General features: G+C 67.8%; 21 protein-coding genes and 1 pseudogene. 13 read left to right on the plus strand and 9 right to left on the minus strand.

Annotated elements, in window-relative coordinates; all coding sequences use genetic code 11:
• The first annotated feature begins 6 nt into the window (after positions 1-6).
• The 11 genes from thrC to IE206_RS23475 all read left to right on the plus strand — a co-directional run bounded on the left by thrC (position 7) and on the right by IE206_RS23475 (position 12,851).
• Complete coding sequence (thrC, locus tag IE206_RS23425; protein WP_189965131.1) at positions 7-1,305, plus strand: threonine synthase; 1,299 nt, start codon at positions 7-9, stop codon at positions 1,303-1,305.
• Positions 1,306-1,372: 67 nt separating this feature from the next.
• Complete coding sequence (locus IE206_RS23430) at positions 1,373-1,648, plus strand: MoaD/ThiS family protein (RefSeq protein WP_189965133.1); 276 nt, start codon at positions 1,373-1,375, stop codon at positions 1,646-1,648.
• 423 nt (positions 1,649-2,071) lie between these two features.
• A complete protein-coding gene (locus IE206_RS23435) occupies positions 2,072-2,275 on the plus strand; it encodes a cold-shock protein (RefSeq protein WP_005315736.1) in 204 nt (67 codons plus the stop codon).
• A gap of 721 nt (positions 2,276-2,996) precedes the next feature.
• Complete coding sequence (gene groL, locus IE206_RS23440) at positions 2,997-4,619, plus strand: chaperonin GroEL (protein ID WP_189965136.1); 1,623 nt, start codon at positions 2,997-2,999, stop codon at positions 4,617-4,619.
• 244 nt (positions 4,620-4,863) lie between these two features.
• Positions 4,864-5,610 carry a DUF4097 family beta strand repeat-containing protein gene (locus IE206_RS23445; RefSeq protein WP_226598992.1) on the plus strand — a complete coding sequence of 249 codons (747 nt, stop codon included), beginning with the start codon at positions 4,864-4,866 and terminating at the stop codon, positions 5,608-5,610.
• Positions 5,611-5,724: 114 nt separating this feature from the next.
• A complete protein-coding gene (locus IE206_RS23450; RefSeq protein WP_189965138.1) occupies positions 5,725-6,657 on the plus strand; it encodes an alpha/beta hydrolase in 933 nt (310 codons plus the stop codon).
• 130 nt (positions 6,658-6,787) lie between these two features.
• Entirely contained in the window at positions 6,788-7,321 is a 534-nt protein-coding gene (locus IE206_RS23455; RefSeq protein WP_226598993.1) for a DUF2563 family protein, read from the plus strand.
• A 1,585-nt stretch (positions 7,322-8,906) separates the two neighbouring features.
• Positions 8,907-10,121, plus strand: coding sequence for a type VII secretion-associated serine protease mycosin (gene mycP / locus IE206_RS23460; RefSeq protein WP_308433943.1), 1,215 nt, complete (start codon positions 8,907-8,909; stop codon positions 10,119-10,121).
• 378 nt (positions 10,122-10,499) lie between these two features.
• Positions 10,500-10,985 carry a hypothetical protein gene (locus tag IE206_RS23465; RefSeq protein ID WP_226598994.1) on the plus strand — a complete coding sequence of 162 codons (486 nt, stop codon included), beginning with the start codon at positions 10,500-10,502 and terminating at the stop codon, positions 10,983-10,985.
• A gap of 37 nt (positions 10,986-11,022) precedes the next feature.
• Positions 11,023-12,324 carry a hypothetical protein gene (locus tag IE206_RS23470; RefSeq protein ID WP_226599017.1) on the plus strand — a complete coding sequence of 434 codons (1,302 nt, stop codon included), beginning with the start codon at positions 11,023-11,025 and terminating at the stop codon, positions 12,322-12,324.
• Positions 12,325-12,353: 29 nt separating this feature from the next.
• Positions 12,354-12,851, plus strand: coding sequence for a hypothetical protein (locus tag IE206_RS23475; RefSeq protein WP_189965143.1), 498 nt, complete (start codon positions 12,354-12,356; stop codon positions 12,849-12,851).
• Between the two features lie 868 nt (positions 12,852-13,719).
• Here the strand turns inward: IE206_RS23475 and IE206_RS23480 are convergent.
• The 5 genes and pseudogenes from IE206_RS23480 to IE206_RS23500 all read right to left on the minus strand — a co-directional run bounded on the left by IE206_RS23480 (position 13,720) and on the right by IE206_RS23500 (position 16,924).
• A pseudogene (locus IE206_RS23480) lies at positions 13,720-14,296 on the minus strand (Uma2 family endonuclease).
• Positions 14,297-14,352: 56 nt separating this feature from the next.
• A complete protein-coding gene (locus tag IE206_RS23485; RefSeq protein WP_226598996.1) occupies positions 14,353-15,204 on the minus strand; it encodes a hypothetical protein in 852 nt (283 codons plus the stop codon).
• A gap of 409 nt (positions 15,205-15,613) precedes the next feature.
• Positions 15,614-15,769 carry a hypothetical protein gene (locus IE206_RS23490; RefSeq protein WP_189965147.1) on the minus strand — a complete coding sequence of 52 codons (156 nt, stop codon included), beginning with the start codon at positions 15,767-15,769 and terminating at the stop codon, positions 15,614-15,616.
• Entirely contained in the window at positions 15,766-16,083 is a 318-nt protein-coding gene (locus IE206_RS23495) for a DUF397 domain-containing protein (protein WP_189965149.1), read from the minus strand. Before IE206_RS23495 ends, IE206_RS23490 begins: the two co-directional genes overlap by 4 nt.
• Positions 16,067-16,924 (minus strand): helix-turn-helix domain-containing protein, encoded by an 858-nt coding sequence (locus tag IE206_RS23500; protein WP_373300971.1) that lies wholly within the window; start codon positions 16,922-16,924, stop codon positions 16,067-16,069. The genes IE206_RS23495 and IE206_RS23500 overlap by 17 nt, the downstream gene beginning before the upstream one ends.
• Before the next feature lie 97 nt (positions 16,925-17,021).
• Between IE206_RS23500 and IE206_RS23505 the strand changes: the two genes are divergently transcribed.
• A complete protein-coding gene (locus IE206_RS23505) occupies positions 17,022-17,285 on the plus strand; it encodes a hypothetical protein (protein ID WP_189965151.1) in 264 nt (87 codons plus the stop codon).
• Positions 17,286-17,702: 417 nt separating this feature from the next.
• Here the strand turns inward: IE206_RS23505 and IE206_RS23510 are convergent, their stop codons facing one another.
• Positions 17,703-20,003 carry a hypothetical protein gene (locus tag IE206_RS23510; RefSeq protein WP_189965153.1) on the minus strand — a complete coding sequence of 767 codons (2,301 nt, stop codon included), beginning with the start codon at positions 20,001-20,003 and terminating at the stop codon, positions 17,703-17,705.
• A 214-nt stretch (positions 20,004-20,217) separates the two neighbouring features.
• Here IE206_RS23510 and IE206_RS23515 point away from each other — a divergent pair, with 214 nt between their 5' ends.
• Complete coding sequence (locus IE206_RS23515) at positions 20,218-20,736, plus strand: hypothetical protein (RefSeq protein ID WP_189965156.1); 519 nt, start codon at positions 20,218-20,220, stop codon at positions 20,734-20,736.
• Positions 20,737-20,947: 211 nt separating this feature from the next.
• Here IE206_RS23515 and IE206_RS23520 read toward each other — a convergent pair whose 3' ends face one another.
• Genes IE206_RS23520 through murQ form a run of 3 tightly spaced genes read right to left on the minus strand, consistent with a single transcriptional unit; the run spans position 20,948 to position 23,768 of the window.
• On the minus strand, positions 20,948-21,283 hold the full coding sequence (locus IE206_RS23520; protein ID WP_189965158.1) for a helix-turn-helix domain-containing protein: 336 nt from the start codon (positions 21,281-21,283) through the stop codon (positions 20,948-20,950).
• Between the two features lie 51 nt (positions 21,284-21,334).
• Positions 21,335-22,801 (minus strand): PTS transporter subunit EIIC, encoded by a 1,467-nt coding sequence (locus IE206_RS23525; protein WP_189965160.1) that lies wholly within the window; start codon positions 22,799-22,801, stop codon positions 21,335-21,337.
• 37 nt (positions 22,802-22,838) lie between these two features.
• Positions 22,839-23,768: an N-acetylmuramic acid 6-phosphate etherase gene (gene murQ, locus IE206_RS23530; RefSeq protein WP_189965162.1), complete on the minus strand. Its 930-nt coding sequence runs from the start codon at positions 23,766-23,768 to the stop codon at positions 22,839-22,841.
• Between the last annotated feature and the right edge of the window lie 29 nt (positions 23,769-23,797).

The raw sequence follows: 23,797 nt of genomic DNA on the forward strand, positions 1-23,797 counted from the left end.
CCCTCCATGTCTGCACAGACTGTCGAAAACCGTACCTCTGCCGACCACGCCGTTGATCTCGGTCCGGCGTCGGGGCTTTCCTGCCGCGAGTGCGGCCAGCGTTTCGAACTTGGCCCGATCTTCGCCTGCGAACTGTGTTTCGGACCGCTCGAAGTGGCTTATGACCTGCCGCTCGGCGACCCCGAGGCGCTGCGCAAGCAGATCGAGGCGGGCCCGGAGAACATCTGGCGTTACGCGCCGCTGCTGCCCGTCCCCGCCGACGTCGCCGACAAGCCGAACCTGAACCCGGGCTTCACCAAGCTCGTCAAGGCCGAGAACCTGGCGCGCGAGCTGGGCGTCGAGCCCGGCAAGCTGTTCGTCAAGGACGACTCCGGCAACCCGACGCACTCCTTCAAGGACCGCGTCGTAGCCCAGGCCCTGGAGGCCGCGCGCGCCTTCGGCTTCACCACGCTCTCCTGCTCCTCCACCGGAAACCTCGCGGGCGCGGTCGGCGCCGCCGCCGCGCGGGCCGGCTTCCGCTCGTGCGTGTTCATCCCGCACGACCTGGAGCAGGGCAAGGTCGTCATGGCCGCGGTGTACGGCGGCGAGCTCGTCGGCATCGAGGGCAACTACGACGACGTGAACCGCTTCTGCTCCGAGCTCATCGGCGACCCGCTGGGCGAGGGCTGGGGCTTCGTCAACGTCAACCTGCGGCCGTACTACGGCGAGGGTTCCAAGACGCTGGCGTACGAGATCTGTGAGCAGCTCGGCTGGCAGCTGCCCGACCAGCTGGTCATCCCGATCGCCTCGGGCTCCCAGCTCACCAAGATCGACAAGGGCCTCCAGGAGCTGATCAAGCTCGGCCTCGTCGAGGACAGGCCGTACAAGATCTTCGGCGCGCAGGCCGAGGGCTGCTCCCCGGTGTCGACCGCCTTCAAGGCCGGTCACGACGTCGTACGCCCCCAGAAGCCGGACACCATCGCCAAGTCGCTCGCGATCGGCAACCCGGCGGACGGTCCGTACGTCCTGGACATCGCGCGCCGTACGGGCGGTGCGGTGGAGGACGTGAACGACGAGCAGATCGTCGACGCGATCAAGCTCCTCGCCCGGACCGAGGGCATCTTCGCGGAGACCGCGGGCGGCGTGACGGTCGGCGTCACCAAGAAGCTCATCGAGGCCGGCCTGATCGACCCGTCGCTCACCACGGTCGTGCTCAACACCGGCGACGGGCTCAAGACGCTGGACGCGGTGGCCGCCACGTCCCAGGCGACCGCGACCATCCGCCCGAGCCTGGACGCCTTCCGCGAAGCCGGCCTCGCCCACTGAGGCGCTGCCCGACGGGGGCCTCGTCCACTGAGCCACTGCCGACCTGAACGACTAGGAGCACCGAACCATGAGCGTGAACGTCCGCATCCCCACGATTCTCCGCACCTACACCGGCGGCCAGGCCGAGGTCGCCGCCGAGGGCGCCACCCTCGCCGAGGTCATCGCCGACCTGGAGAAGAACCACACCGGCATCGCCGCGCGCGTCCTGGACGACCAGGGCAAGCTGCGCCGCTTCGTCAACGTGTACGTCAACGACGACGACGTGCGCTTCGAGCAGGGCCTCCAGACGGCCACCCCCGAGGGCGCGGGCGTCTCGATCATCCCGGCTGTGGCAGGCGGCTGACCGACCGCGCGTTCAACTTCATCCATACCCAGAGTTGAACCCAGAGTTGCCCTCTCCGCACGAGAAGCGGAGGGGGCAATTCAGCATGGTTGAGCGGGGTACAGTTGGGGAAGCGCCTTCGCTTCGAGTGCCAAGTGCATATGAGAACGCGACAACATGAGGTCAAAGTGTGTGTGTCCTTTGTGCCTTAAGTGCGCTTTGCCCGGCCCGACTTGCCCCGGAATGTTGAATTCACGGCATTCCGCTCCCGGTGTGTGCCCGGAATTCTCGTCCGATTGACCTGTTGCAGAGGGCAGTTGGGCAGATACATTCAGCCGCGGTCGACGCGTTCCGGCGCACACCCTCTCCTGTCGGAGGGTGGAGGTCTGACCCGGGTCCGCGAAGTGTGGTCCCGTGCAAGGGCCAGTAATAGGGGAGTTAGGCATGGCTCAGGGCACCGTCAAGTGGTTCAACGCGGAGAAGGGGTACGGCTTCATCGCGGTCGACGGTGGTGCGGATGTTTTCGTCCACTACAGCGCGATCCAGATGGACGGTTACCGCACCCTTGAAGAAGGTCAGCGAGTCGAGTTCGAGATCTCGCAGGGCCAGAAGGGTCCGCAGGCGGACATGGTCAAGCTCGCCGTCTGATCTCGGCGCGATCGGCCACCGACGCACGCACGCATGAAGGGGGCTGCCCAAAAGGGTGGCCCCCTTCACGCGTCCCTGCGTCCTCCGCGGCGCAGCCCGGTGGGTCCCTGCCAGGGCCTTCGCCCCGAACCCCGTTCGCGCCCCTGTCAGAGGCGCGGCGAACGGTGCGACCAGCCAGGTACGACCCGAGGTGGAGATCGGGTTTTTTGGGGTGCGGGGAGCGGCGCGAGCACGACGCACGGCCCGCAGTCGAAAGCGGTCCCAGGGGCGCGGGGAACTGCGCCACCAGGCACGCACGGCCCGCGGCCGGGGGCGGGTTTTTGGGGTGCGGGGAGCGGCGCGGGCACGACGCACGGCCCGCAGTCGAAAGCGGTCCTAGGGGCGCGGGGAACTGCGCGACAAGCTACGCACGGCCCGCGGACGAAACGGACAGCCCTCCGCAGGAGCCGGGGTGTGGGGGCGGAGCCCCCGCCGCCCCGGGAGAACCGGACAGCACCGGTAAGTGGAGGCGCCCGGTTCAAGAGACTCGCTTGCACTCGCAGGTGCCGAGTGCTAATCATTGGGCTTAGCACTCTCCCAGTGAGAGTGACAGAACTTGGATCGGGTCAGTGAGGCCCGCAGCCCGCGTGGGGCAAGGAACCACAAGGGCCGCAGGCCGTCCGTCGCGGGCGCCGGCGCGATCCACGAAGAACGCCACCCCTGTCCGGGAGGACCACTTCACATGGCCAAGATCATCGCGTTCGACGAGGAGGCACGGCGCGGTCTCGAGCGCGGGATGAACCAGCTCGCCGACGCCGTCAAGGTCACCCTCGGCCCCAAGGGCCGCAACGTCGTCCTCGAGAAGAAGTGGGGCGCCCCCACGATCACCAACGATGGTGTTTCCATCGCCAAGGAGATCGAGCTCGAGGACCCGTACGAGAAGATCGGCGCCGAGCTGGTCAAGGAAGTCGCCAAGAAGACGGACGACGTCGCCGGTGACGGTACGACCACCGCGACCGTCCTGGCCCAGGCCCTGGTGCGCGAGGGTCTGCGCAACGTGGCCGCCGGCGCCAACCCGATGGCCCTGAAGCGTGGCATCGAGAAGGCCGTCGAGGCCGTCTCCGCCGCCCTCCTGGAGCAGGCGAAGGATGTCGAGACCAAGGAGCAGATCGCTTCGACGGCCTCCATCTCCGCCGCCGACACCCAGATCGGCGAGCTCATCGCCGAGGCCATGGACAAGGTCGGCAAGGAAGGCGTCATCACCGTCGAGGAGTCGCAGACCTTCGGTCTGGAGCTTGAGCTCACCGAGGGCATGCGCTTCGACAAGGGCTACATCTCGGCGTACTTCGCCACCGACATGGAGCGTATGGAGGCGTCGCTCGACGACCCGTACATCCTGATCGTCAACTCGAAGATCAGCTCGGTCAAGGACCTGCTGCCGCTCCTCGAGAAGGTCATGCAGTCCGGCAAGCCGCTGCTGATCATCGCCGAGGACGTCGAGGGCGAGGCCCTGTCGACCCTGGTCGTCAACAAGATCCGTGGCACCTTCAAGTCCGTCGCCGTCAAGGCCCCGGGCTTCGGTGACCGCCGCAAGGCCATGCTCGGTGACATCGCCATCCTCACGGGCGGCACGGTCATCTCCGAGGAGGTCGGCCTCAAGCTGGAGAACGCCGGTCTCGACCTGCTCGGCCGCGCCCGCAAGGTCGTCATCACCAAGGACGAGACGACGATCGTCGACGGTGCCGGTGACAGCGACCAGGTCCAGGGCCGCGTCAACCAGATCCGTGCCGAGATCGAGAACAGCGACTCGGACTACGACCGCGAGAAGCTCCAGGAGCGCCTCGCCAAGCTCGCCGGCGGCGTGGCCGTCATCAAGGCGGGCGCGGCCACCGAGGTCGAGCTCAAGGAGCGCAAGCACCGCATCGAGGACGCCGTTCGCAACGCGAAGGCGGCCGTCGAGGAGGGCATCGTCGCCGGTGGTGGCGTGGCGCTGCTCCAGGCCTCCGCGGTGTTCGAGAAGCTGGAGCTCGAGGGTGACGAGGCGACCGGCGCCAAGGCCGTGAAGCTGGCCCTGGAGGCCCCGCTCAAGCAGATCGCCGTCAACGGTGGTCTCGAGGGTGGCGTCATCGTCGAGAAGGTGCGCAACCTGCCCGTCGGCCACGGCCTGAACGCCGCGACCGGTGAGTACGTCGACATGATCGCCGAAGGCATCATCGACCCGGCGAAGGTGACGCGCTCTGCCCTGCAGAACGCCGCCTCCATCGCCGCGCTGTTCCTGACCACCGAGGCCGTCATCGCCGACAAGCCGGAGAAGGCCGCTGCGGCCGCTCCGGGCGGCATGCCGGGCGGTGACATGGACTTCTGAGCCCCGGCTCAGTAGCTCCTGGCTGTACGCCGAGGGCGGCACCCCCATAGCGGGGGTGCCGCCCTCGGTCGTTTTTCCAACCCCGTACAGAACCTGTTCCGAACCCTTGGGGTACGGAAAATACGAAGGCCGAAGGTGGTGCTGGCTCCATGGTGCGGGGCCTGCGGGCCGGGCAGAATTTGTGATCAGAGGGGGCGGGACCGGCCCGACTCGCAAGGAAATGACGCACATTCGGGGGAGTTTCATGAGCACCACACGTCTGCGGATCCGAGCCATCGCGGCCGTGAGCCTCACCGCCCTTGCGGCCGGCGCGCTGGGTGCGTGCGGCCCGCTGGACGACAAGACGTTCAAGGACGACGCGACCGTGAAGGACAGGATCACCGCGGTCCGCATAGACGGGAATGCGGACGGCTTCCGGATCCGCGGCAGAAAGGGCCTGGACAAGGCAGCTGTGCACCGGGAGGTCAACTACCGGGGCAAGTCCAAGCCGGACGACACGACGTACCACGTGGAGAACGGCGTTCTGGTCCTTGAGGGCTGCTCGGGCCACTGCTCGGTGGACTACACGGTGGACGTGCCCGCGGGCATCCCGGTCACGGGCTCGACCGAAGCGGGCGGGCTGAACCTGTCGTCGGTGGGCGAGGTGAAGGTGTCCACGACCGACGGCGGGGTGAAGGTGCACGACGCGACGGGCCCGGTCGACATCCGCACGACGAACGGCTCGATCGACGCGGACGCCCTGAAGGGCACGGACATCACGGCCCGGGCGTCCAACGGCTCGATCTCCCTGACCCCGGCCACGGTGCAGAACGTCACGGCCCAGACCACCAACGGCAGCATCACGCTGACCGCCCCGTCCGCCCCGTACGAGGTCTCGGCCCAGACCCAGAGCGGCGGCAGGAAGCTGTCGATACCCAACACGGCGTCGGCCCCCCACCACCTGAACCTGACGACGAGCAACGGTGACATATCGCTGAGGTCCGCCAAGTAGGCACTGGGGTACGGGACTTGAGCCTGGCCTACCGGAACCGCTCGGTGGGCATGACGCGGCTCACAGGGAAACGGTGACAGGGGGCTGTCGCGAAGGGCTGCGATTGTCGACCGCATGACGATCACAGATGAGGACTGCCTCCCCGAGACCTTGGCGTTCAACGAGCAGTTCGAGGCGGCGGCCGCGAGCCGCCCACCTCGCGGGCAGGCACCGAGCGCGGCCACGCTGGCGCTCCTGCGGCGCAACCGGCTCGGCGGCGACGCGCCACCGGTAAGACTGCCGCAGGGCCAGGACCGCGTGGTCGAGGGCGGAGTGAAGGTACGGGTCTTCGTCCCGGACCAGGTCGACGGTGTGTATCTGCACATCCACGGAGGGGGCTGGGCGTTCGGGTCCGCGGACGGACAGGACGAGCGGCTCTGGCGCCTCGCCGAGCAGGCGCGGCTGGCCGTGGTGAGTGTGGAGTACCGCCTCGCGCCGGAGCACCCGTTCCCTGCCGGGCCCGACGACTGCGAAGCCGCTGCCCGGTGGCTGGTGAAACACGCCGCGGCCGAGTTCGGTACGGAACGACTGATGATCGGCGGTGAATCGGCCGGTGCCCACCTCGCCGTCGTGACGCTGCTGCGCCTGCGCGACCGGCACGCCACAGCGGGTGCGTTCCGGGCGGCGCATCTGCTCTTCGGCCCCTACGACCTGTCGATGACCCCGAGCCAGCGATCATTCGGCCCCCGGCAACTGTTGAGCAATACCGACGCGATCCGGGGCAGCTACGAGCTGTTCACACCAGGGATGGGAGAGGAACAGCGCCGCAGTCCGGAGGTCTCGCCCCTGTTCGGGGACTTGACGGGACTGCCGCCCGCCCGGATTGTCGTCGGCACCGAGGACCCGCTGCTGGACGACTCACTGTTCCTGGCCGCACGGTGGCAGGCGGCGGGGGCACCGGTGCAACTGGGCGTCGTCGCGGGCGCGATGCATGGCTTCACTCTGTTCCCCCTGACCATCACCGAGCGGGAACTGCGCCGCGAGCGGGACTTTCTGGCCTCGGCGTGACGGGGGGTCGTGGGCGTTCGCGACTCACATTGGCCTGTTTCTGTCGCTCTTTGCGATGGGCGAACTGTGTTCTGTAACTACCGATAGTTAGAGTTGCACGTGAGAACAGGGCTGTACGGGGGAGGGTGTTTTGGCACCGAGCGAGGACAAGGGTGCGTCGCAGTCGCCGCCGTGGGTGTTCGACGTGCTCGACGTGGCGAGGGCGGCCGCGGGCGATGTGGTCACCGAGCTGTCGTCGTTCACGAAGTTCCAGCAGCGGGTCGATGAACTGATCCGAAACCTCAAGGGCTCGCCGGCCGGCCCGGGCGAGGTGGGCCAGGAACGCCTGGCGCGCGACCAGTTCGGGGGAGGGGCCGGCGCGTTCACCGAGGCATCGGGTCTGTTCACCTCGTACGAGACGGTGATCACCGAACTGGAAACGCTGTCGGGGCTGTTGTCGGACTCCATCGAAGGCATGGGCATCGCGGTCCTCGCCTCGCACAAGGGCTACCAGAACATCGACGCGGAGATCCGTGAGCGTATGGCGGCGATCAGCGTGGAAACGGAGAAGCACTACGGGGGCACCTACGACCCCGCCCAGGCGAAGCCGAAGAGCGACCTGGGCAACACCGATAGCAAGCCCAGTCCGAAGCCGTCGGGCGGCGACGCCGGAGGGACGATCTGATGGGCGGCAGCACGCCGTTTGAGGGCATGAGCCACGAAGCCATGCTGGCCTGGCTGGACCAGGCGAACAGTGGCACGGTGCAGGGGGCTGCCGACCGGCTGGCGGCGGCGGCCAAGGAGATCCGCAAGATCGCGGAAGACCTGAAGGTCCGCCCCCAGTGGGTGGAGTGGAAGGGCGCGGGCGCGGACGCGTTCCGCACCTGGAGCGCAGACCTGGCCAACGCCACGCTGAGACTGGGCGACTTCAGCGAGGGCTCCTCCACCTGGCTGGGCCACGCCTCCGACGCGATCGCCTCGGCCCAGGCCACCATCCCCCGCGACAAGCCGGGCGCCCAGGCAAACCTGGACGCGGCACGAGCAGCCCACAACGACCCGGACGCGGCAGCGATCAGCAAGAAATCCGCGGGCGAACTGGCGGCCCTGGAGGCGGACAAGGAAAAGGTGCGGCAGGAGGCTGTCGCACAGATGCGGAAGCTGGGACAGGCGTATCAGCAGTCTGCGACGCAGATGAACGGCTTGGAGCGGCCTAAGTTTCCTCCGCCGCCGCAGGCGATTGCGCCGCCGACACGTGATTCGTACGACGCTCAGCAAACCAGGACGAGCTCCGGTGGCACGGCTGAGGGTGCCTACTTGGCCGGCCGCGGCTCTGAGCATTCGGTACAAGCCCCCGATTCTGCTTCTGGCGGCTCCAGCCCGAGGACCCATTCGGAGCTCACCTCACCAGTGCACCCCACGTTGGGGGACGCTCACCAGCCCGCGCGGGTGGACATCGACTCGGTGGCCACGCTGCCTCAGACGTCGCCGCCGCCGAGCCCCACTGGGAGTGGCCCGGGCCCGGGCCACGGCGGTGAGACGTCGGCAGTGCGGATGCCGCCGTCGGCTTTCGGCGCAGGACTAAGTGTGCCTCCGGGCCCCTTCGGTACGGGGCGGGCTACCGCCGGGGAGGGCCCCTTGGCGCGGACTGGGCAAGCCGCATCCGGGCGCAGCCCCGTGCGCATGCCGGGCGGCAGCCCCGGCATCGTCGGCGGTCGCCCCGTTCCAGCAGGGCCGGATCGGCCAAACGGTAGTGTCCCGAAGGGAACCGTCGTCGGGGCGGAAGACGCGGGCAGTCACGGAGTGGCCCGGCCCGTCGCGGGAGCTGGCCCTGCTGGGCAGGCAGTGGGGCGTCCGGGAGCGATGCCTGGCCGTGGTGCGCTGACTCCGCGCAACGGGGTGAGCGGCGGAAGCGCACAGCAGTCGGGGCGAGCTGGCGGTCCCCGTTCCGTATCGTCCGGTGCAGGTGCGGAACGAGGAGGCATCTCTGGCGGGCGGCCGGTCGTTGGGAGTCCCGGCGGCGGAGCCCATGGCAGTGGGCGACCGCCCCGAGACTCTCAAAAGGGACGTTCACGGCGTGAGACGGGCGGGAGAGGTCCCGGCTACCTAGTCGAGGACGATGAGACGTGGCTGCGGGACGACCCGCGCGTTGTGCCGCCAGTCATCGACTGATGATGCGTTCAAGAAAGGCGCGAGGGAAGCTCATGCCATCGAGCAGTGTTCGGCGCAGGCGAGGGTCCGCTGCGGTATCGGCGTTGTGTGGCTTGGTACTCGTGGGTGCCACCGCTGCGCCGGCCTTGGCGAGGCCGGCGCGCGAGGATCAGTGGTTCCTCGACTCCATGAAGGCTGAGGAGATGTGGCGGACCAGCACGGGCAAAGGCGTCGTCGTCGCAGTAATCGACACAGGCGTTGACCCGAACAACCGGGACCTCTCGGGACAAGTTCTACCGGGCAAGGATTTCGCGCAGAACCAACCGGGAGATGCACACGTCGACTACGACGGCCATGGCACTGGCATGGCGGGGCTGATCGCTGGCACCGGGGCTTCCGACGGAGGAAGGGGTGCTTTCGGCCTTGCCCCAGGTGCAAAGATCCTCCCGATCCGCATGCCTAACTCGACTGATGGTGCCAACCAGGCCGAGAGCGACAAGCAATTCCACACGATTGCTCCTCAGGCGATCCGATATGCGGCTGACCAGAACGCGAAAGTCATCAACCTCTCCCTGGGGAGGAGTGAGGGCTCGCCGCAGCTGACCGCAGCAGTGAAATACGCCTTGGACAAGGGCTCGTTGGTCTTCGCTGCCGTGGGGAACTCCGGCAACGAGGACAACGGAGTCAAATACCCGGCGGCCACACCAGGCGTGGTGGGCGTAGCGGCGGTGGGCAAGGACCTTCGCAAAACTGCTGAGTCTGAATACGGCCCTCAGGTGGACCTGGCAGCGCCTGGCGACGACATGGTGCACGCCTGCAAGAGCGAGACCGGCGTGTGCACATCACACGGCACCAGCGACGCCACCGCCATCGCCTCCGCCTCCGCCGCCCTGATCTGGTCCAAGCATCCGGAATGGACCAACAACCAAGTCCTGCGGGTCATGCTCAACACGATCGGCGCCCCTACCAACGGAGCCAAGCGCAACGACTCGATCGGCTACGGGATCGTCCGCCCCCGAGTCGCCCTGGAAAACCCCGGTGACCCCGGCCCCGCCGACGTATACCCCCTGACCGACCTCACTCTGCCAGCCGCGCCCCCCGCGCCGAAGCCCAAGGGGAGCTCCATCGAGAGCCCCGCCGGGGATGATGTGCCCCCGACGGCAGAAGCTGGTGAAAGCAAAGCAACAACTTACGCAGTCCCCCTGGGTGTTGGCGCCCTAGGGCTCACAGGCGTGCTCGTCGGCCTCTGGTTTCTTCGCTCTCGCCGCCGCCGAGTTGCAGCCGCCCAGGCTTCAAGTGAGCTCCCCAAGCAGGGGATTGGGGCGGCCAGGGAATAAAGGCAGCAGGCGCACGTGGAGCTTCTGCGATGGCGTGGGACGAGTGGGCGCGGTTAAAGGTCGACGCGGTGGTGCGGCGTCAGAATCAAATGCGGCTGGATGGGTGCGGGCGGTGGCGCAGGGGCAGCGCGGATGCTCTGAGTACGAATGGCTCAGGGAATAGAGCGGTGGTCAAGGCGTTACGGGTGGATATACGGCCCAGGACGGACAAATCTGGCCGTCAAACCGAAGAGCGCTTGGCATCGGTCGCCCGAGCGTCCTCGGGCTGGGCAAATCCGGTTCTGCCCTGGGGGCACGCAGTTTCAAACAGACAGGTACGGTGCAAGCTGAGCACCCGTGTTGCGCCCGCACGGTGCTGGATCACGGGGAGGCGCGTGCATGAGGGGACGGCTTGTGGGGCACGGGGGGCTGGAAGACCAGCAGTTGATACCCAGTCAGGCAAAAGAAGGCGCACTGAGCGGCGGTGACGAGACGTTCGCGAGTTCCGTGAGCGACAAGGCGCGTGCCGCGACGTTTATGGAGAAGCATCTGCTACTGGATACACAGGCTGCCGGTCGCATGGGAGAAGGCGGTGGCCAGGTGCATCCGCCGATGACAGGTCCGGGCGGCGGGCCGCAGTCGATATTTCTTAAGCCAGACACTGGGTTGAAGGGTCTGTCCGCCTGGGCTGCAGAGTCTGGGCTGTCGGAAGCGATGACCGTCTGGCAGGGACAGGTGGACCGCCTGATGGGCCGACTGCATCAGGAACTGAACGCACTGCACGGCACGAAGACCCTCTTCCAGGACCAAGACCACGCCGCAGGAGCACAGTTCGGCCCACCGTATGGCGCGCCCCGTCCGGCCAGCAGTTTCGACCAGTGGTGACCAGGGGACTGCTGTGACACTTAGTTTTCACGACGTGATGACCGCCGACTTGTCGCCGCTGTCAGACGTGTCCGAGGCGTGGCAGAAGATGGGCGAGCGCTTCGGTGAACTGGCAGTCGACTACGGCAAGCACATACAGCGCGCGCTGGCCAACGGCAACTGGCAGGGGCAGGCCTTCGGAGCGCAGCAAGGCAAGTCCACCGCCACGGCGTCTGAATACGAGGCAGCCAAGAAAGAAGCGCTGGCTGTCGCCAGCCTCTTGAAGGAGGCGCATACCCAGCTGACCCGTCTGCAGAAGGCGGTGAAGGACCTGGTCACTGACGCCGAGGCGAAGAACTACAGAGTCGATGGCTCGGGCAAGGCCACTTACACCGGCTTCGACGACCTCTCCGCTCAGGAGCAATACGCCCTCCATCATGATCCGGACTACCCCGCGCTGATGGCAGATGCCCGCCAGAAGGAGCAGGGTTGGACCGAAGACATCGCCAAGGCAGTGCAGGCGGTCGACGAAACCGATCAAAGCGTGAGGCGGGCGTTGACCCGCGCGGCAAGCACCATCTCGCTGGACGGCCGTGGTGGCCTCAGCGGGTTCAATGCGCATGCTGAAGGCGACTTGTCGAAAGCTGGGAAGCCAGACGAGCCCGTGACCACCATGAAGACCGACGGCTTGGATACCGGCGTCTCCGTAGGCGGCCCCAAGTATGGCAAGGAAGCCTCAGTCAAGGCGTATGCGGACCTCCTCCATGGAACCGCGAAGGGGTCGCTTACCGACGGGCCAATGAAGCTCTCGGGCATCGCCGATGCCTACGTGGGATATAGGGCATCGGCGAATTTCGGCATCACCGACAAGGGCGTCACCGGTAAGGCCGAGGCGTCTGAGGGAGTACGGGCCCTTGCTGAAGGGCGTGCCGAATACGGGCATGTCGGCATTTATGGACGGGGTGAGGGTTTCGCTGGCGCTGAGGCCCAAGTCAGCGCCGGGGTCGGTCCGGAGGGTGTCAACGCAGGTGCTAAGGCGTTCGCTGGGGCGAAAGGCACGGTCGCCGGTGGCGCGGAGGTCGCCGGCATCGGAGCCGGCGGGACGGCTGAAGGGTGGGCTGGCGTGGGGGCTGAGGCCAAGGTGACCTTTGGAAAGGGGGACGATGGCAAGTTTCATATCGGCGGCAAGGCAGGCGTTGCTGTCGGTCTCGGAGGCTCTGTGGGCGGGGAGTTTACAGTCGACCCAGGGAAGGTGAGCGACGCAATCAGCGATGCGGCCGAAGCAGTGGGTGACGCAGCCGATGAAGTCGGAGATGTCGCTGGCTCAATCCTCAAGCACACCGTCACCAGCTGGCTCTGATGTACTTTCGCGTGGAAGGAGGGCGTGAGATGCCCACGACGCTGCCAGTCCCGATTCAATTCCGCCTACCCCAAGGTTGGCAGGCGGCGCCTCCGGAGGAGGTCGGCGCTTCGGACGTCGCTTTCATCGCGTTGCATCCGCATCCTGATGCCGGATTCACCGCCAACATCACCATCGATGGCGACTACCGGCCGGACAATGCAACGCTGGTCGACATCGCTGATGCGTCGGTGGAACGCTTGCGTGAAGTAGCAGACTCTGTGGTGGTGACTAGCCGTCGCGAGATCGGCTCCGCAGATGCGCCCGGTCTGACACAGCGGTTGGCTCTCTCTGCCGTCTCCGGCGATGTCCTCCGCGATCTAGTTCAGTCCCATGTCTATCTGTCCATGCTGGACGTCGGAGACCCGCGCAGACGGGCAGTGATCCGGATGGTTCTGACTGCCACCGCGACACAGCACGACAGCATCGTGGGAGACTTCCAAGACTTCCTGCGCACGGTTCGCCCAGACACAGGTACTGGGCCATAGTTCGTCACACCAACGTCGGAGACCTTGTGTTGAACAACTAGATATTCATAGGTTTACCTGATGCGTCTCTTCGACAAGCTGACCGGTACAAAACGCCCGAACAGCGGTGTCGCACCGTTTTCCGCCGAGGACGTCCGAGCCGCACTGCTCGCGCTCAACGGGCCCAATGTGCCCTACCTTGTGCGCAGCGGCACCTCGTCGGAACGCGCCGACCTGGTAGCGGAGTGGCGGATCCGCGAACCCGCTTGGCACACCTTCTTCGCCCGGACCCAGATAAGCCGAGTGCTTCAGGTCCGGCTGCGCATCGTACCGGCGCGCCATGAAGTTCGCGCTCTCGACCGGCAGTGGGACGTCACATGGGTAGGTGGCACCCCCACACTAGCCGTGTCGACTGAGTACACGCGTGGACAGGTACACACGGTTTCCCGACGCTGGACACCCGGACGAGGGCCTGACGGCGGGTTCGAGGCGACTAAGACATTTCACCTAGACAGCTCCGAGATAAAAAAGCCCCTGCAACACACAGTCCTCCAGTCGGGGTGGACATGGCGCGGCGTAGTGGTCGGACGGCTATGACCAACCAGTGAGCCCCGGCTCGGTAGCTCCTGGTTGTAAGCCGAGGTCGGTATCCCCATCAGAGGGGGTGCCGCCTTCGGCGTTTCTCCGACCCTGCTCCGAGCCCGCTCTGCTCTGTCGCTGGGTGCGTGCGGGCTGAACCTGTCGTCGGTAGGTGAGGTGGAGGTGTCCACGACCGACGGCGGGGTGAAGGTGCGCGACGCGACGGGCTTGGTCGACATCCGAGCAGGAACTGCGCCATGAGCGGGACTTTTGGCCTCGGCGTGACGGTGGCGTTCCGCGGCATGAACCTCTACAGCGCGTAGTCCTTGAGCTTCTCGGTTTCCAGGGTGATGCCTACCGGGTCGGGTAGTTGGACAGTCGCGCCGTAGGGGTGGGGGACGGTCTGCGTGTAAGTGCCGTCGTGCGGGTCGCTGTGGACGACGAAGGTGTTGGCGTCGCGGTCGATGAGGAGGTAGACGGGGATGCCGGCCTGGGCGTAGCCGTCGCGTTTTTCGACGCGGTCGCGGCGGTCGGTGCCGGAGTCGTGGGAGGTGACTTCCACGGCCATGAGGACGCCGGCGGGATCTGCCCATTCGCCCAGGCCGGCGAAGTGGCCCACCGGTCCGAGCGAGCCGTCCGCCTGGCCCGGCCGTTGCGGTACGCCCCTACCTTCAGGCCCTGCTCGGGATGCAGGTCCAGGTCGGGCCGATGCCGTATGCATTGGCGGAGCAGCCACATGAAGATCGTTACCTGGTCGCCGTCGGGGAGGGGCTTGTCCGCTGGCTTTCCGTTGATGAACTCAAGAGTCACCGTCTCGGGAGCGTGGCGAGCGAGCTCCTCGAAGTCCTCGACGGACATCTGGGGTGCTCGGCGGTGCTGGGGGTCATCGGATCGCCTCCTCCCCTACGCCGTGCCCCGCCACGCGCGCGGATGGGCTGCATCGTCATGCGGGAGCCCTATCGGGGCGGGACCGGGTTGCTGCCGCGCGGGCCTCGGCGGCGTGGGCGTGGACTTTTTCGCTGGGGAGGGTGGAGACGGTCGGGCGGGGTTCGGGTTCGCCTCGGCAGGGGCCGCATTCGCCGCCCGGCAGGGCCTCCGGGCGGCCCGGGGTGCCGCACTTCGCGCACTCCAGGATGCGCAAGGCCGGGCGTACCGGCGCGGCACGCTCCGGGGGCAGCTTGCCGATGAGGCGGGTCCGGGTGATGGCGGCGGCGCTGTACACCGGGGTCGGGAGGCCGGTCGTCAGGGCGCGCAGTACGTCCTGGTCCGTTGCGCCGCGCTCGAACCACGGCACCACCAGCGGCTCCAGATCCGAGCAGTCCCGTGCGGAGAGGGAGAGCGCTGGGGCGGTACGTCCCAGGGCGGCAAGGAGTATGAACGCCCGGCTCCGGGTGGGGGGTTGAGTCGCTGAGGGGGAGACCGTGGATGCCGGTGCGGGCGGCGCCGGTTCGTCGGCGACACACCCCCGGGTGAATTCGGCCCACCACGTGTCGTCCCTCGCCGTACGCGAGAACCACGTACGGGTCACCCAGCGTGCACTGTCCGAGCCGATCAGATGTTCCCGTCCTCGGCGCAAGTGACCTGCTCCTACGAGGCGTTGGAGCGCGGTGCGCAAGGCGCACTGGCCGTACGGCAGCACCTTGGCCAGCGTTTTCACGGAGATGTCCGCGCCTTCCGGCAGCCGGTCGACGTACGCGGCGACGGCGGCTTCACGGGGCGGAAGGTGCGAGAAGTCGTCGTTCGTGCGGGCTCGTTGGCCGGGTACGCACCGTTTTCCGTAGCCCGGATTGGCCATGGGATGCGGGTCCGCGTGCGCGGCGGGGGGTGCGCTACTAAAGTGGCTGTCAGCCATCGGATCGGTCCTGACGATCTAGGTGGTCATGCCGCCGGATCGTTGCTAGCGATCGCGGCGGTGGCCCCCGGAGGCGTTTCTGCGCCCCGGGGGCTGTTTGTCGTCTTGGACGCTAAAGGGTCGTCACCCTCCGTCGCAAGTCGAACGCGGAAAGTGCGAATTCTCTGTACGGCTCGCTCAACTGGCCGGGAGGGAGGGCGGGTTGAGGCCCTCCGCCCATTCGATTTCAAGCACGGCTCGGGGCTCACCGCTTGAGCTTCGAGCCGTATGCGATGTCCTGGCCATGCCGCGAAATTGGCAAGGTCGGCAACGTAAAAGGGCCCGGGGTTTGAGCCCCGAGCCCATTACGCATTCAGTGCGACGACCCCATCACGACGAGGCCGACGATCACCCCGATGACCGTGACCACGATCAGTACGCGGCCCACCGGGTTCGCTGGGTTGTACTCGTACCTGTTGGTGCCGAACCTGCACTTGCGGAAGACGGGTTCGTCGTCCCCGTCCCTCACGCCCGTACGTCTTCGATGAACGCCGACCAGGCGGCTGCCGGGAAGACGAGCACCGGTCCGTTCGGGTTCTTCGAGTCCCGGACCGGCACGATGTGGCGGAAGTCGTCCGAGACTTCGAGGCAGTCGCCGCCGCTGCCGCCGCTGTGGGTGGACTTGCGCCACTCGCCCACCTCCAGGCAGTCGCCGCCATCGCCGCCGCTGTAGCTGGACTTCTGCCAGCGGGCGATCTCCAGGCAGTTGCCGCCTTCGCCGCCGCTGTAGCTGGACTTGTGCCAACTCGCCTTGCTCAGGTCGTACTCAGGGCTGATCTCCATGGGCGTAATCCTCTGCCACTGATTCGATCAGGGCCAGGGATTCGGACGGTGACAGTGCGCTGGCCCCAACCAAATCGTAGGTCAGTTCGTGCCGGGCGACGGTGGCCGGATCGTCTTCCAGTCGTCCAGTGCCCAGGCCGTCGATGAAAGCCAGTGGGGGAGCGTCGTTGAACGCCATCAGCTTGAGGGCGCCGCTCATTGCTGCATGCGCTCCCGCATTGAATCGAAGTACCTGCACGATGATGCGGTGGCGGAGGCCAAGGGTGGCGACATGGGTCAGGGCCTCTGCCATCACCGTGTCCCCTCCCACCCTCCGACGCAGTACGGATTCATCAAGTACCGCCCACAACAGGGGGATTGTTGGATCATCGAGGAGCCGGGCGCGCTCCAGTCGCGCGGACACTAGGTCGTCGATGACGGCCTCCGTTGCGGTGGGCCGATGGGCGCGGAAGACGGCTCGCGCGTATGCCTCGGTTTGAAGGAGGCCCGGGATGAGAGAGGGGGCGTACTCGCGGATCGTCGTCGCTACCGCTTCCGCCTCTGCCGCCTCGGCGAAGTGGTCCGGGTACTTGGACTTCGCGGCGGCGACGCAGTTGCGGGTGAAGAAACCCTCCGTGCCCAGGATTTGGTCGATCTGGCGGGCGTATTCGAGGTGCATGCGGCGAGTGCCCGATTCGAGCTGGCCGATGAAGGAGCCGGAGACGAAGAGGGGCTGGCCGAGTTCGTCCTGGGTGAGGCCGGATTTTTCTCGGGCGAAGCGGAGTTCGGCGCCGAGGAAGGCGCGAGGGGAGGCGGACGGGTCGAGGTCCTTGGGGCCTGGAATGGGCAACTCCCTGGACATGCGGGGTTGTTGGGTCGCCGTCTGTAGTCAGGCTAGCTGGATTCGGCCACGCTGGGTAAGGAAAGTAGGACACTCGGTTCGCAGGAGGGCAAGGCAGATGGCGCTGACGGCTGTGGAGAGGGTGCGGGCGACGGAAGAGGCGGTGGAGCAGTTGCGGGAGGAGCTGGCGCGGGCCGGGGTGGTGCTGCCGTCGCTGCGGATCGACCCGTTGACCTGCGCGGGGCACGTGCTGTTCCCGCTGGTGGACCTGGGGCGCTGCAACCTGGACATGGCGCTGCGGCTGGTGGCCGTGCTGTCCGGGGCGTACGGCCCTGACGGGGCGCGGGTGGGTGAGGGTGCCCCTTCGAGGCTCAGCAACTGATGGCCCGTCACGCCGAGTTCGCCTCCTGGGGCTCCGCCCCAGACCCCGTTCGCGCCTCAAGGGCGCTCGTCCTCAACTCCCCCAAGGCCTTGAGGGCCAGGGGGACCCCCATGACGGGCTGGGAGTGCCTGCGTGGGCACTCTGCCAAGGACGGCCCCGACAGGGGCCCGGGGCTGTGGCATTGTGCGGCTCCGCCGCGATGGGGGTCCCCCCCTGTTCGAGCGAAGCCGAGAACTTGGGGGAGCGACCAGCCACGACGTACCCGCAGCCGAACACTCAGCCCCCGCACCCCCAGGATTAAGCCCCGCCAGGGCTACGCCCCCGGGGGCCCAGGGGCACGCCCCCGCAGGGGCTAGCCCCCAGGGCCCCAGGTTTACGCAGGATCACGCCCCCCAGGGGCCCCAGGTATACGCAGGGTCAGGCCCCGCCCGAGGCCCTGCGGCGGTGGCGGAGCCACACCAGGCCCGCGCCCGCTGCGAGCAGTGCGACCGCCGCGCCGGCCACCGTGGCGATCTGGGTGCCGGTGTTGGCCAGGCCCCCGCTCGCGTGGTGGTCGTTGGACGGCACCCCGGTGGGGCCGGGGTTCGGGCTGTGTGTGGTCGGCGGAGTCGAGGGCCGGCCGGGGTGGGTCGGTGTGGGGGTCGGGGTCGGGTTCGTGCCGCCTCCCGTGCCGGTGTGGGCGGCGGTGTTGCCGCCGAGCGCGAGCAGCGCCTTGTTCTCGGCGTCGTCGGTCATCGCCTTGACGGAGATGTCGGTCGTACGCGGCAGATTCTTGTGTTCGGCGGTGAACTTGGCCTGGGTGACGTTCTGCTTGGGCGACTTGGAGAAGTCGACGCCGCCCATGACGCAGGTGCCGGGGCGGCCGGCTTTCTCGCAGGGGTAGCTGTAGTCGCCCTGGGTGAAGGACTTCACGTAGTCCTTGTACGTCTGCTCAGGCGTCCAGGAGGCGTTCTTGCCGCGCAGCGGCCAGTCGGCGACCTTGTTGCTGTTGATGGTCGCGTGGTAGTCCGTCGGCGACTTGGCGTCCTGCTGGCGGATCCACTCGGCCGCGACCCGCGCGTTGTAGACGGCACGCAGGTCGGCGTACTTGCCGTCCGTGTTCACCTTCTTCTCGATGTCCGGCACGATCATCGCGTCCATGAGCTCCTGAACGCGCTTGTGCTGGGCCTCGGTGAGGTTGCAACTCCCGTTGGGGCTGGGGGTCTTGAAGTCCTGCGGGACGGAGTTGACCTTGAGCGGGGCGTCGAGGATGTAGAGCCCGCCGTTCTGCTCGCGGACCTCGGCGGGCTTGGGGACGATCCAGTTCCGTACGCCGTGGGTGCAGGGGATGTTCTCGGCGGTGAGCTTGTCCCAGAGCTGCTTGCCGACGCCCGTGCGCGGGTCCATGTCCTTGGCGTAGTCGTGCTTCATCTCCAGGTCGGCCTGGAGCAGGACACGTCCGGCGTCGGTCTTGCCGAACGTCTTGTCCATGATCTTGTCGGGCTGGTCCGGGTTGAGGTTGACCCAGAACTTCTCGGGCGTCAGGGCGAGCCAGGTGAAGAAGGAGTCCGAGATCAGCTCGGCCTTCTGCTGCCCGCCGTAGCCGAGGCCGGACGACTCGTCGACCTTGTTCGCGGAGAACGAGTAGTTGAGGCCCTGGCCCTTGACGGGCTTGCCGACGTAGCGGAGTTCCAGAGTGGAGAAGTCGACGCCACCGGGGCCGCGCACGCGCATGCCCTCGGGGTCGGCGGCCCGGATGCGGTCCATCTGCCGCTTCATGTCGGCCGGGTTGGGCGGCGACTGCCGGACGACGTCGGCGCCGCGGCCGATGCTCTTCGCGGTGTCCTGGGCGGTGTACTTGCCCGGCTGGAACTCGGGCTGCGGCGTGGAGACGTGCTCGTACGTCGTGACCCGGCCCTGCCCGCCGAGCTTCTTGAGCCCGTTGGTGAACTTGAGGGTGTCCTCGGACTGCGGCTGCCCGAAGGCGTACCGGAGTTTGTAGTCCTTGTACTTCGGGTCCTTCAGGAACGCGCGGTCCTTGGGCGCCTGCTCAGTGTCGTGGTTGCCGCCGGACTTGATCTCGACGACTTCCTTGGTCTTGTGGTTGACCGCGTCGAAGCGCCGCTTGTAGGGCTTGCCGGTATCCGGGTCGGTGACGTCGAACGTCTCCTCGCAGATCCAGTCCGGCCCGAGGAGCCCGAGGTCCTTGACGACCTTGCCGTGGAAGGTCTCGCCGCGCGGCTGGCGCCCGTACACCTCGATGTAGGCCTCGTACAGCCAGTTGCCGAAGCCGCCGTACTTGGTGTCGGTGTTGCCGTTGCGCGACAGGTAGTCCTTGTACGTCGCGTAGACCCGGTCGGGGGTGCCCTCCGGGTACTTCTTGTAGGGCAGGGTGAGCTTGTCGAGGATCTTGTCCCGCTCGGCGGGGTCGTCGGGCAGGGTGAGGCCGTCCATGGCCTGGCGCTGGTTCGGGAACCCGTAGGAGTCCCAGTCGGTCTCGGGCCGCACCGCGTCGCCGTTGGCCCACGGCAGCTTGCCCGGGTCCGTGGGCTTGCCCTTGAGCTTGAACATCTGCTCGCAGGGCTGTGCCTTGACGGCTGCGTCGGCCGTGCCCTGGAGCTGCGGCAGGCCGCTGACGGAGAGGATGCCGACGGTGGCGAGAGCGACCGCGGCGCGCGCCCAGAGGTGGTGCCGGCGCGTGGATATCGAAGACGTCGGAGGGGACTTCGGACGGGACATCGGATGGTTCACGCGAGCGTGTCTTTCCCCGGGAGCCCAAAGAGGTGGGCGTGAAGCGTGCAGCGACACCAGGGGCCCCCGTGCTCAATGGCGTCGCGCAGCACCACACGCTAGCCCTCGCGTGCCACAGGAGCCTCACAGTTTTCCGGCCCCCCAAACTCCCAACTCCCCTTCTCCACAAGCCCCTTACGCCACTCCCGTACCCTCGTTGCCCATGAGCGAGCAGCAGTGGACGGACCATCCCCGGCTGAGGACGTGGCTGTCGGACCAGGAGGCGGCGTTCGCGGAGTGGGCGAAGTCGCACCCGGGCACCTGGGACTTCTCGGCCGACTCGGTCGACGGCCTGGAGCGCGCGGTGCAGGCGGACTTCTCGTCGTCCGAGTCGTCCGAGTCGTCCGGATGGGAGGACGTGCGGGCCGCGCAGCACACCCCGAGGGTGACCGCGCCGGCGTGGTACCTGGGCGAGGTGTGCGTACGGGCGGGCGCGGTGTGGAAGGTGAACCCGGCGGCGCCGATGGACTCGGAAACGTGGGAGGGCCCGTTCGTGGGCGTCCCGGACGACCCGATGGAGGACCCGGACCACGAGGACCTGTACGAGGACGAGGACTACCGCCCGGCAGCGGTCCCGGTGGCGGAGCTGCGCGGCATGTTCCTGAAATCCCCGCCGTGGCGGCTGCGGGATGTGGTGGGGGAGTTCGAGGAGTGGGGGCGGCAGAACCCCGAGGGGGATTAACCGCTCTCGTGTGGCGCCGGGTTTGGGTGAAATGGTGCAGTTAGGGACGCCGCAATGGTTGCGCCGGATCTGTCCTGCGGGTGATGGGGATGCGGGGGCGAGCCCGGGAACTAGGGGGCCGGGGTGCTGGGGGGGGGCGGGGTGGTGGCGGACCAGAAGGGGTCGTGGATGTCGGGGGGTTCGCCAGTCCCGCCCGAACTAGGCGGGATCGTCAGGCGGCAGGGTGGGCAGTGAACGTGATCCGTTCTGTCTCCGCGTCCATCGCGACGTACAGCGACGCGTTCAGGCCCACCGCCAGGCGGCGCAGCAGGGGGAGGGTCGGGAACGAGGCCGCGCTTTCGATGCGGGCTATCTTCGCCTGGGAGAGGCCCGCGCGTTCGGCCAGCTCTGCCTGCGACAGGCCCAGTTCGGTGCGGCGGTCCAGGACGGCCTTCGCGAACGACACGGACAGGCGGAACCTGGCCACCTTCGCGGCGCCCTTGGGGGCGGGGGCGTACCCCTTGGTGGGTGAGGTCTCCCCGGTCGGATTCCCTCGGGCGTGGTCCATGACGCGTCCCCCTCTTTGCCTTCGCCGCACGTCAGTTGGTCTGCGCCTACCTTATGAGTGGGCCGGTTCCATCGGCTTCGGGGCGGCGGGCTCCGTCGGGGACGGCGACGCGTTCAGGTCCGTCAACGACTGGCGCGTGAAGCCGAAGTAGTACGTGGCCAGGAAGCCGACCACGTAACCCGTCAGCAGGCCGCCCGCGTAGATCGCGACCGTCGTGCCCAGGCCGTGGTTGCCCTGGAGCAGGGGGAACAATGCCCAGCCGGACGGGCCGATCGCCGTCGAGCCCACCTTGTCGCCCAGCATCGAGAACAGGCCCACGAACGCCCCGCCCGCCGCCCCGCCCACACACGCCGTGACGAACGGGCGGCCCAAGGGGAGTGAAACTCCGTAGATCAGCGGTTCGCCCACGCCCAGCAAGCCTGCTGGGAGGGCTGATTTGATCGTGTTGCGGAGGGATCCATTACGCCTCGCGCGGAGGTATACCGCTACCGCGCAGCCCACCTGGCCCGCTCCCGCCATCGCCAGGATGGGGAGCAGCACCGTGTAACCCTGCTGCTCGATCAGCGTCGTGTGGATCGGGATCAGGGCCTGGTGCAGGCCCAGCATCACCAGTGGCAGGAACAGGCCGCCCAGGACCAGGCCCGCGAACGCGCCCGTGTTGTCCAGGAGCCAGTTCGCACCGTGGCCGATGCCCGTCGAGACCTCACCCGCCAGGAACATCAGGCCGTAGAGAGTCACCAGGCCCGAGAGCAGGACGGTGAGGGTCGGGGTGATCAGGACGTCCAGCGCCTCGGGGACCCAGTGCCTGCACCACCTCTCCACGTACACCGCCAGGAGCGCCGCTCCGAGTGCGCCCAGCACGCCGCCCTGGCCCGGTGCCAGCGTCTGGCCGAAGACCGTGATCTTCGCCACCCCCGCGAACACGATGATCGACGCCACCGCCCCGCCCAGGATCGGCGTACCCCCGAACTCCTTCGCCGTGTTGAAGCCCACGAACACCGCGATCAGCGCCATGAAGCCCGACGCGATGGCGGCGAGCGCGGGGGTCACGCCCGTCAGCCGGCCCAGGTTCACCAGGAGGCCGTTGAGCCCCGCGATGATGCCGCAGCCGATCAGTGCCGGGATCAGCGGGACGAAGATGTTCGCGATCCGGCGGAGGAAGAGTTTGAACGGCGTGGCGTTCCGTTGCTTACGGGCTGCCTTCAGTTCGGCGCCGCGGTGCGCCAACTCGGCTGCGGTGAGCGGGGGTTGGGATGTCTCCTCCGCCATCAGCGCCTCGAACTCCGGGGCCACCCTCGCCACCGTTCCCGGGCCCAGCACGATCTGGTACGTGTCGTCCTCGACCACGCCAAGGACCGCCGGCAGGGCCTTCAGCGCCTCGTCCTGGACCAGAGTGCGGTCCTTCAGGCCGAGCCTGAGGCGGGTCATGCAGTGGGCGATCGAGTCGATGTTCCGGGCACCGCCGACGAGCGGGAGGATCGCGGCGGCTGTGGCGCGGTTCTTGTTCTCTGGTGCCATGGTGCTGGTGCCTTGCTGTGCGGAGCTGTGAGCGGGGTCAGGGGGCCGCGTGCAGGGCCGTGCGCAGGTGGCCCCGGCTCTCCGACAGGAGGCGGGCCGCCGTGCCGCCCTCCACGCCGCCGAGGATGACCAGGATCGCGTTCTTCACCTCGCCGTCCGTCGCGGCGAGCGCGGCCTCGATCTCGGCGTCGTCCGCGCCGGTCGCGAGCGCCACGATGCGGCGCGAGCGGGCGCGGAGCTTCTCGTTGGAGGCCCGTACGTCGACCATCAGGTTCCCGTAGGTCTTGCCGAGCCGGATCATGGTGATCGTCGAGATCATGTTGAGGACCAGCTTCTGGGCCGTGCCCGACTTCAGGCGGGTCGAGCCGGTCAGTAGCTCCGGGCCCACCACGACCTCGATGCCGTGCTCGGCCACCGCCGCGAGCGCGCTGCCCGCGTTGCAGGACAGGCCGATCGTGAGGGCGCCCACGCGCCGGGCGTGCTCGACCGCGCCGATCGCGTACGGGGTGCGGCCCGAGGCCGAGATGCCGACGACGGTGTCGAGGTGGGTCAGGTGAAGGGCGTCCAGGTCCTCCGCCGCAAGGAGCTTGGAGTCCTCGGCGCCTTCGACCGCCTTGACCATCGCGGACGGGCCGCCCGCGATGAGCCCGACCACCTCGGACGGGTCGGTGTTGAACGTCGGCGGGCACTCGCTCGCGTCCAGGACGCCGAGCCGCCCGGCCGTGCCGGCGCCCGCGTAGATCAGCCGGCCGCCCTGCGACATCCGTGCGGCCGTGGCGTCGATCGCCGCCGCGATGTCGGGCAGTTGCTCGGCCACGGCCGCGGGAACCGTGGCGTCCTCGCTGTTCATGATCCGGGCGATCTCGGCGGTCGGCAGCCGGTCGATCTCCGCGAGATCGGGCCGGAACGCCTCGGTGGTGAGAGTGGCGAGCTCGGCGCGGAGTTCGGCGTAGTCCTGGGTGGTCATGGCGTGGGCGGCTCTTTCTCTGCGTACGG

Source organism: Streptomyces violascens, from assembly GCF_014649955.1.
Taxonomy (GTDB): Bacteria; Actinomycetota; Actinomycetes; order Streptomycetales; family Streptomycetaceae; genus Streptomyces; species Streptomyces violascens.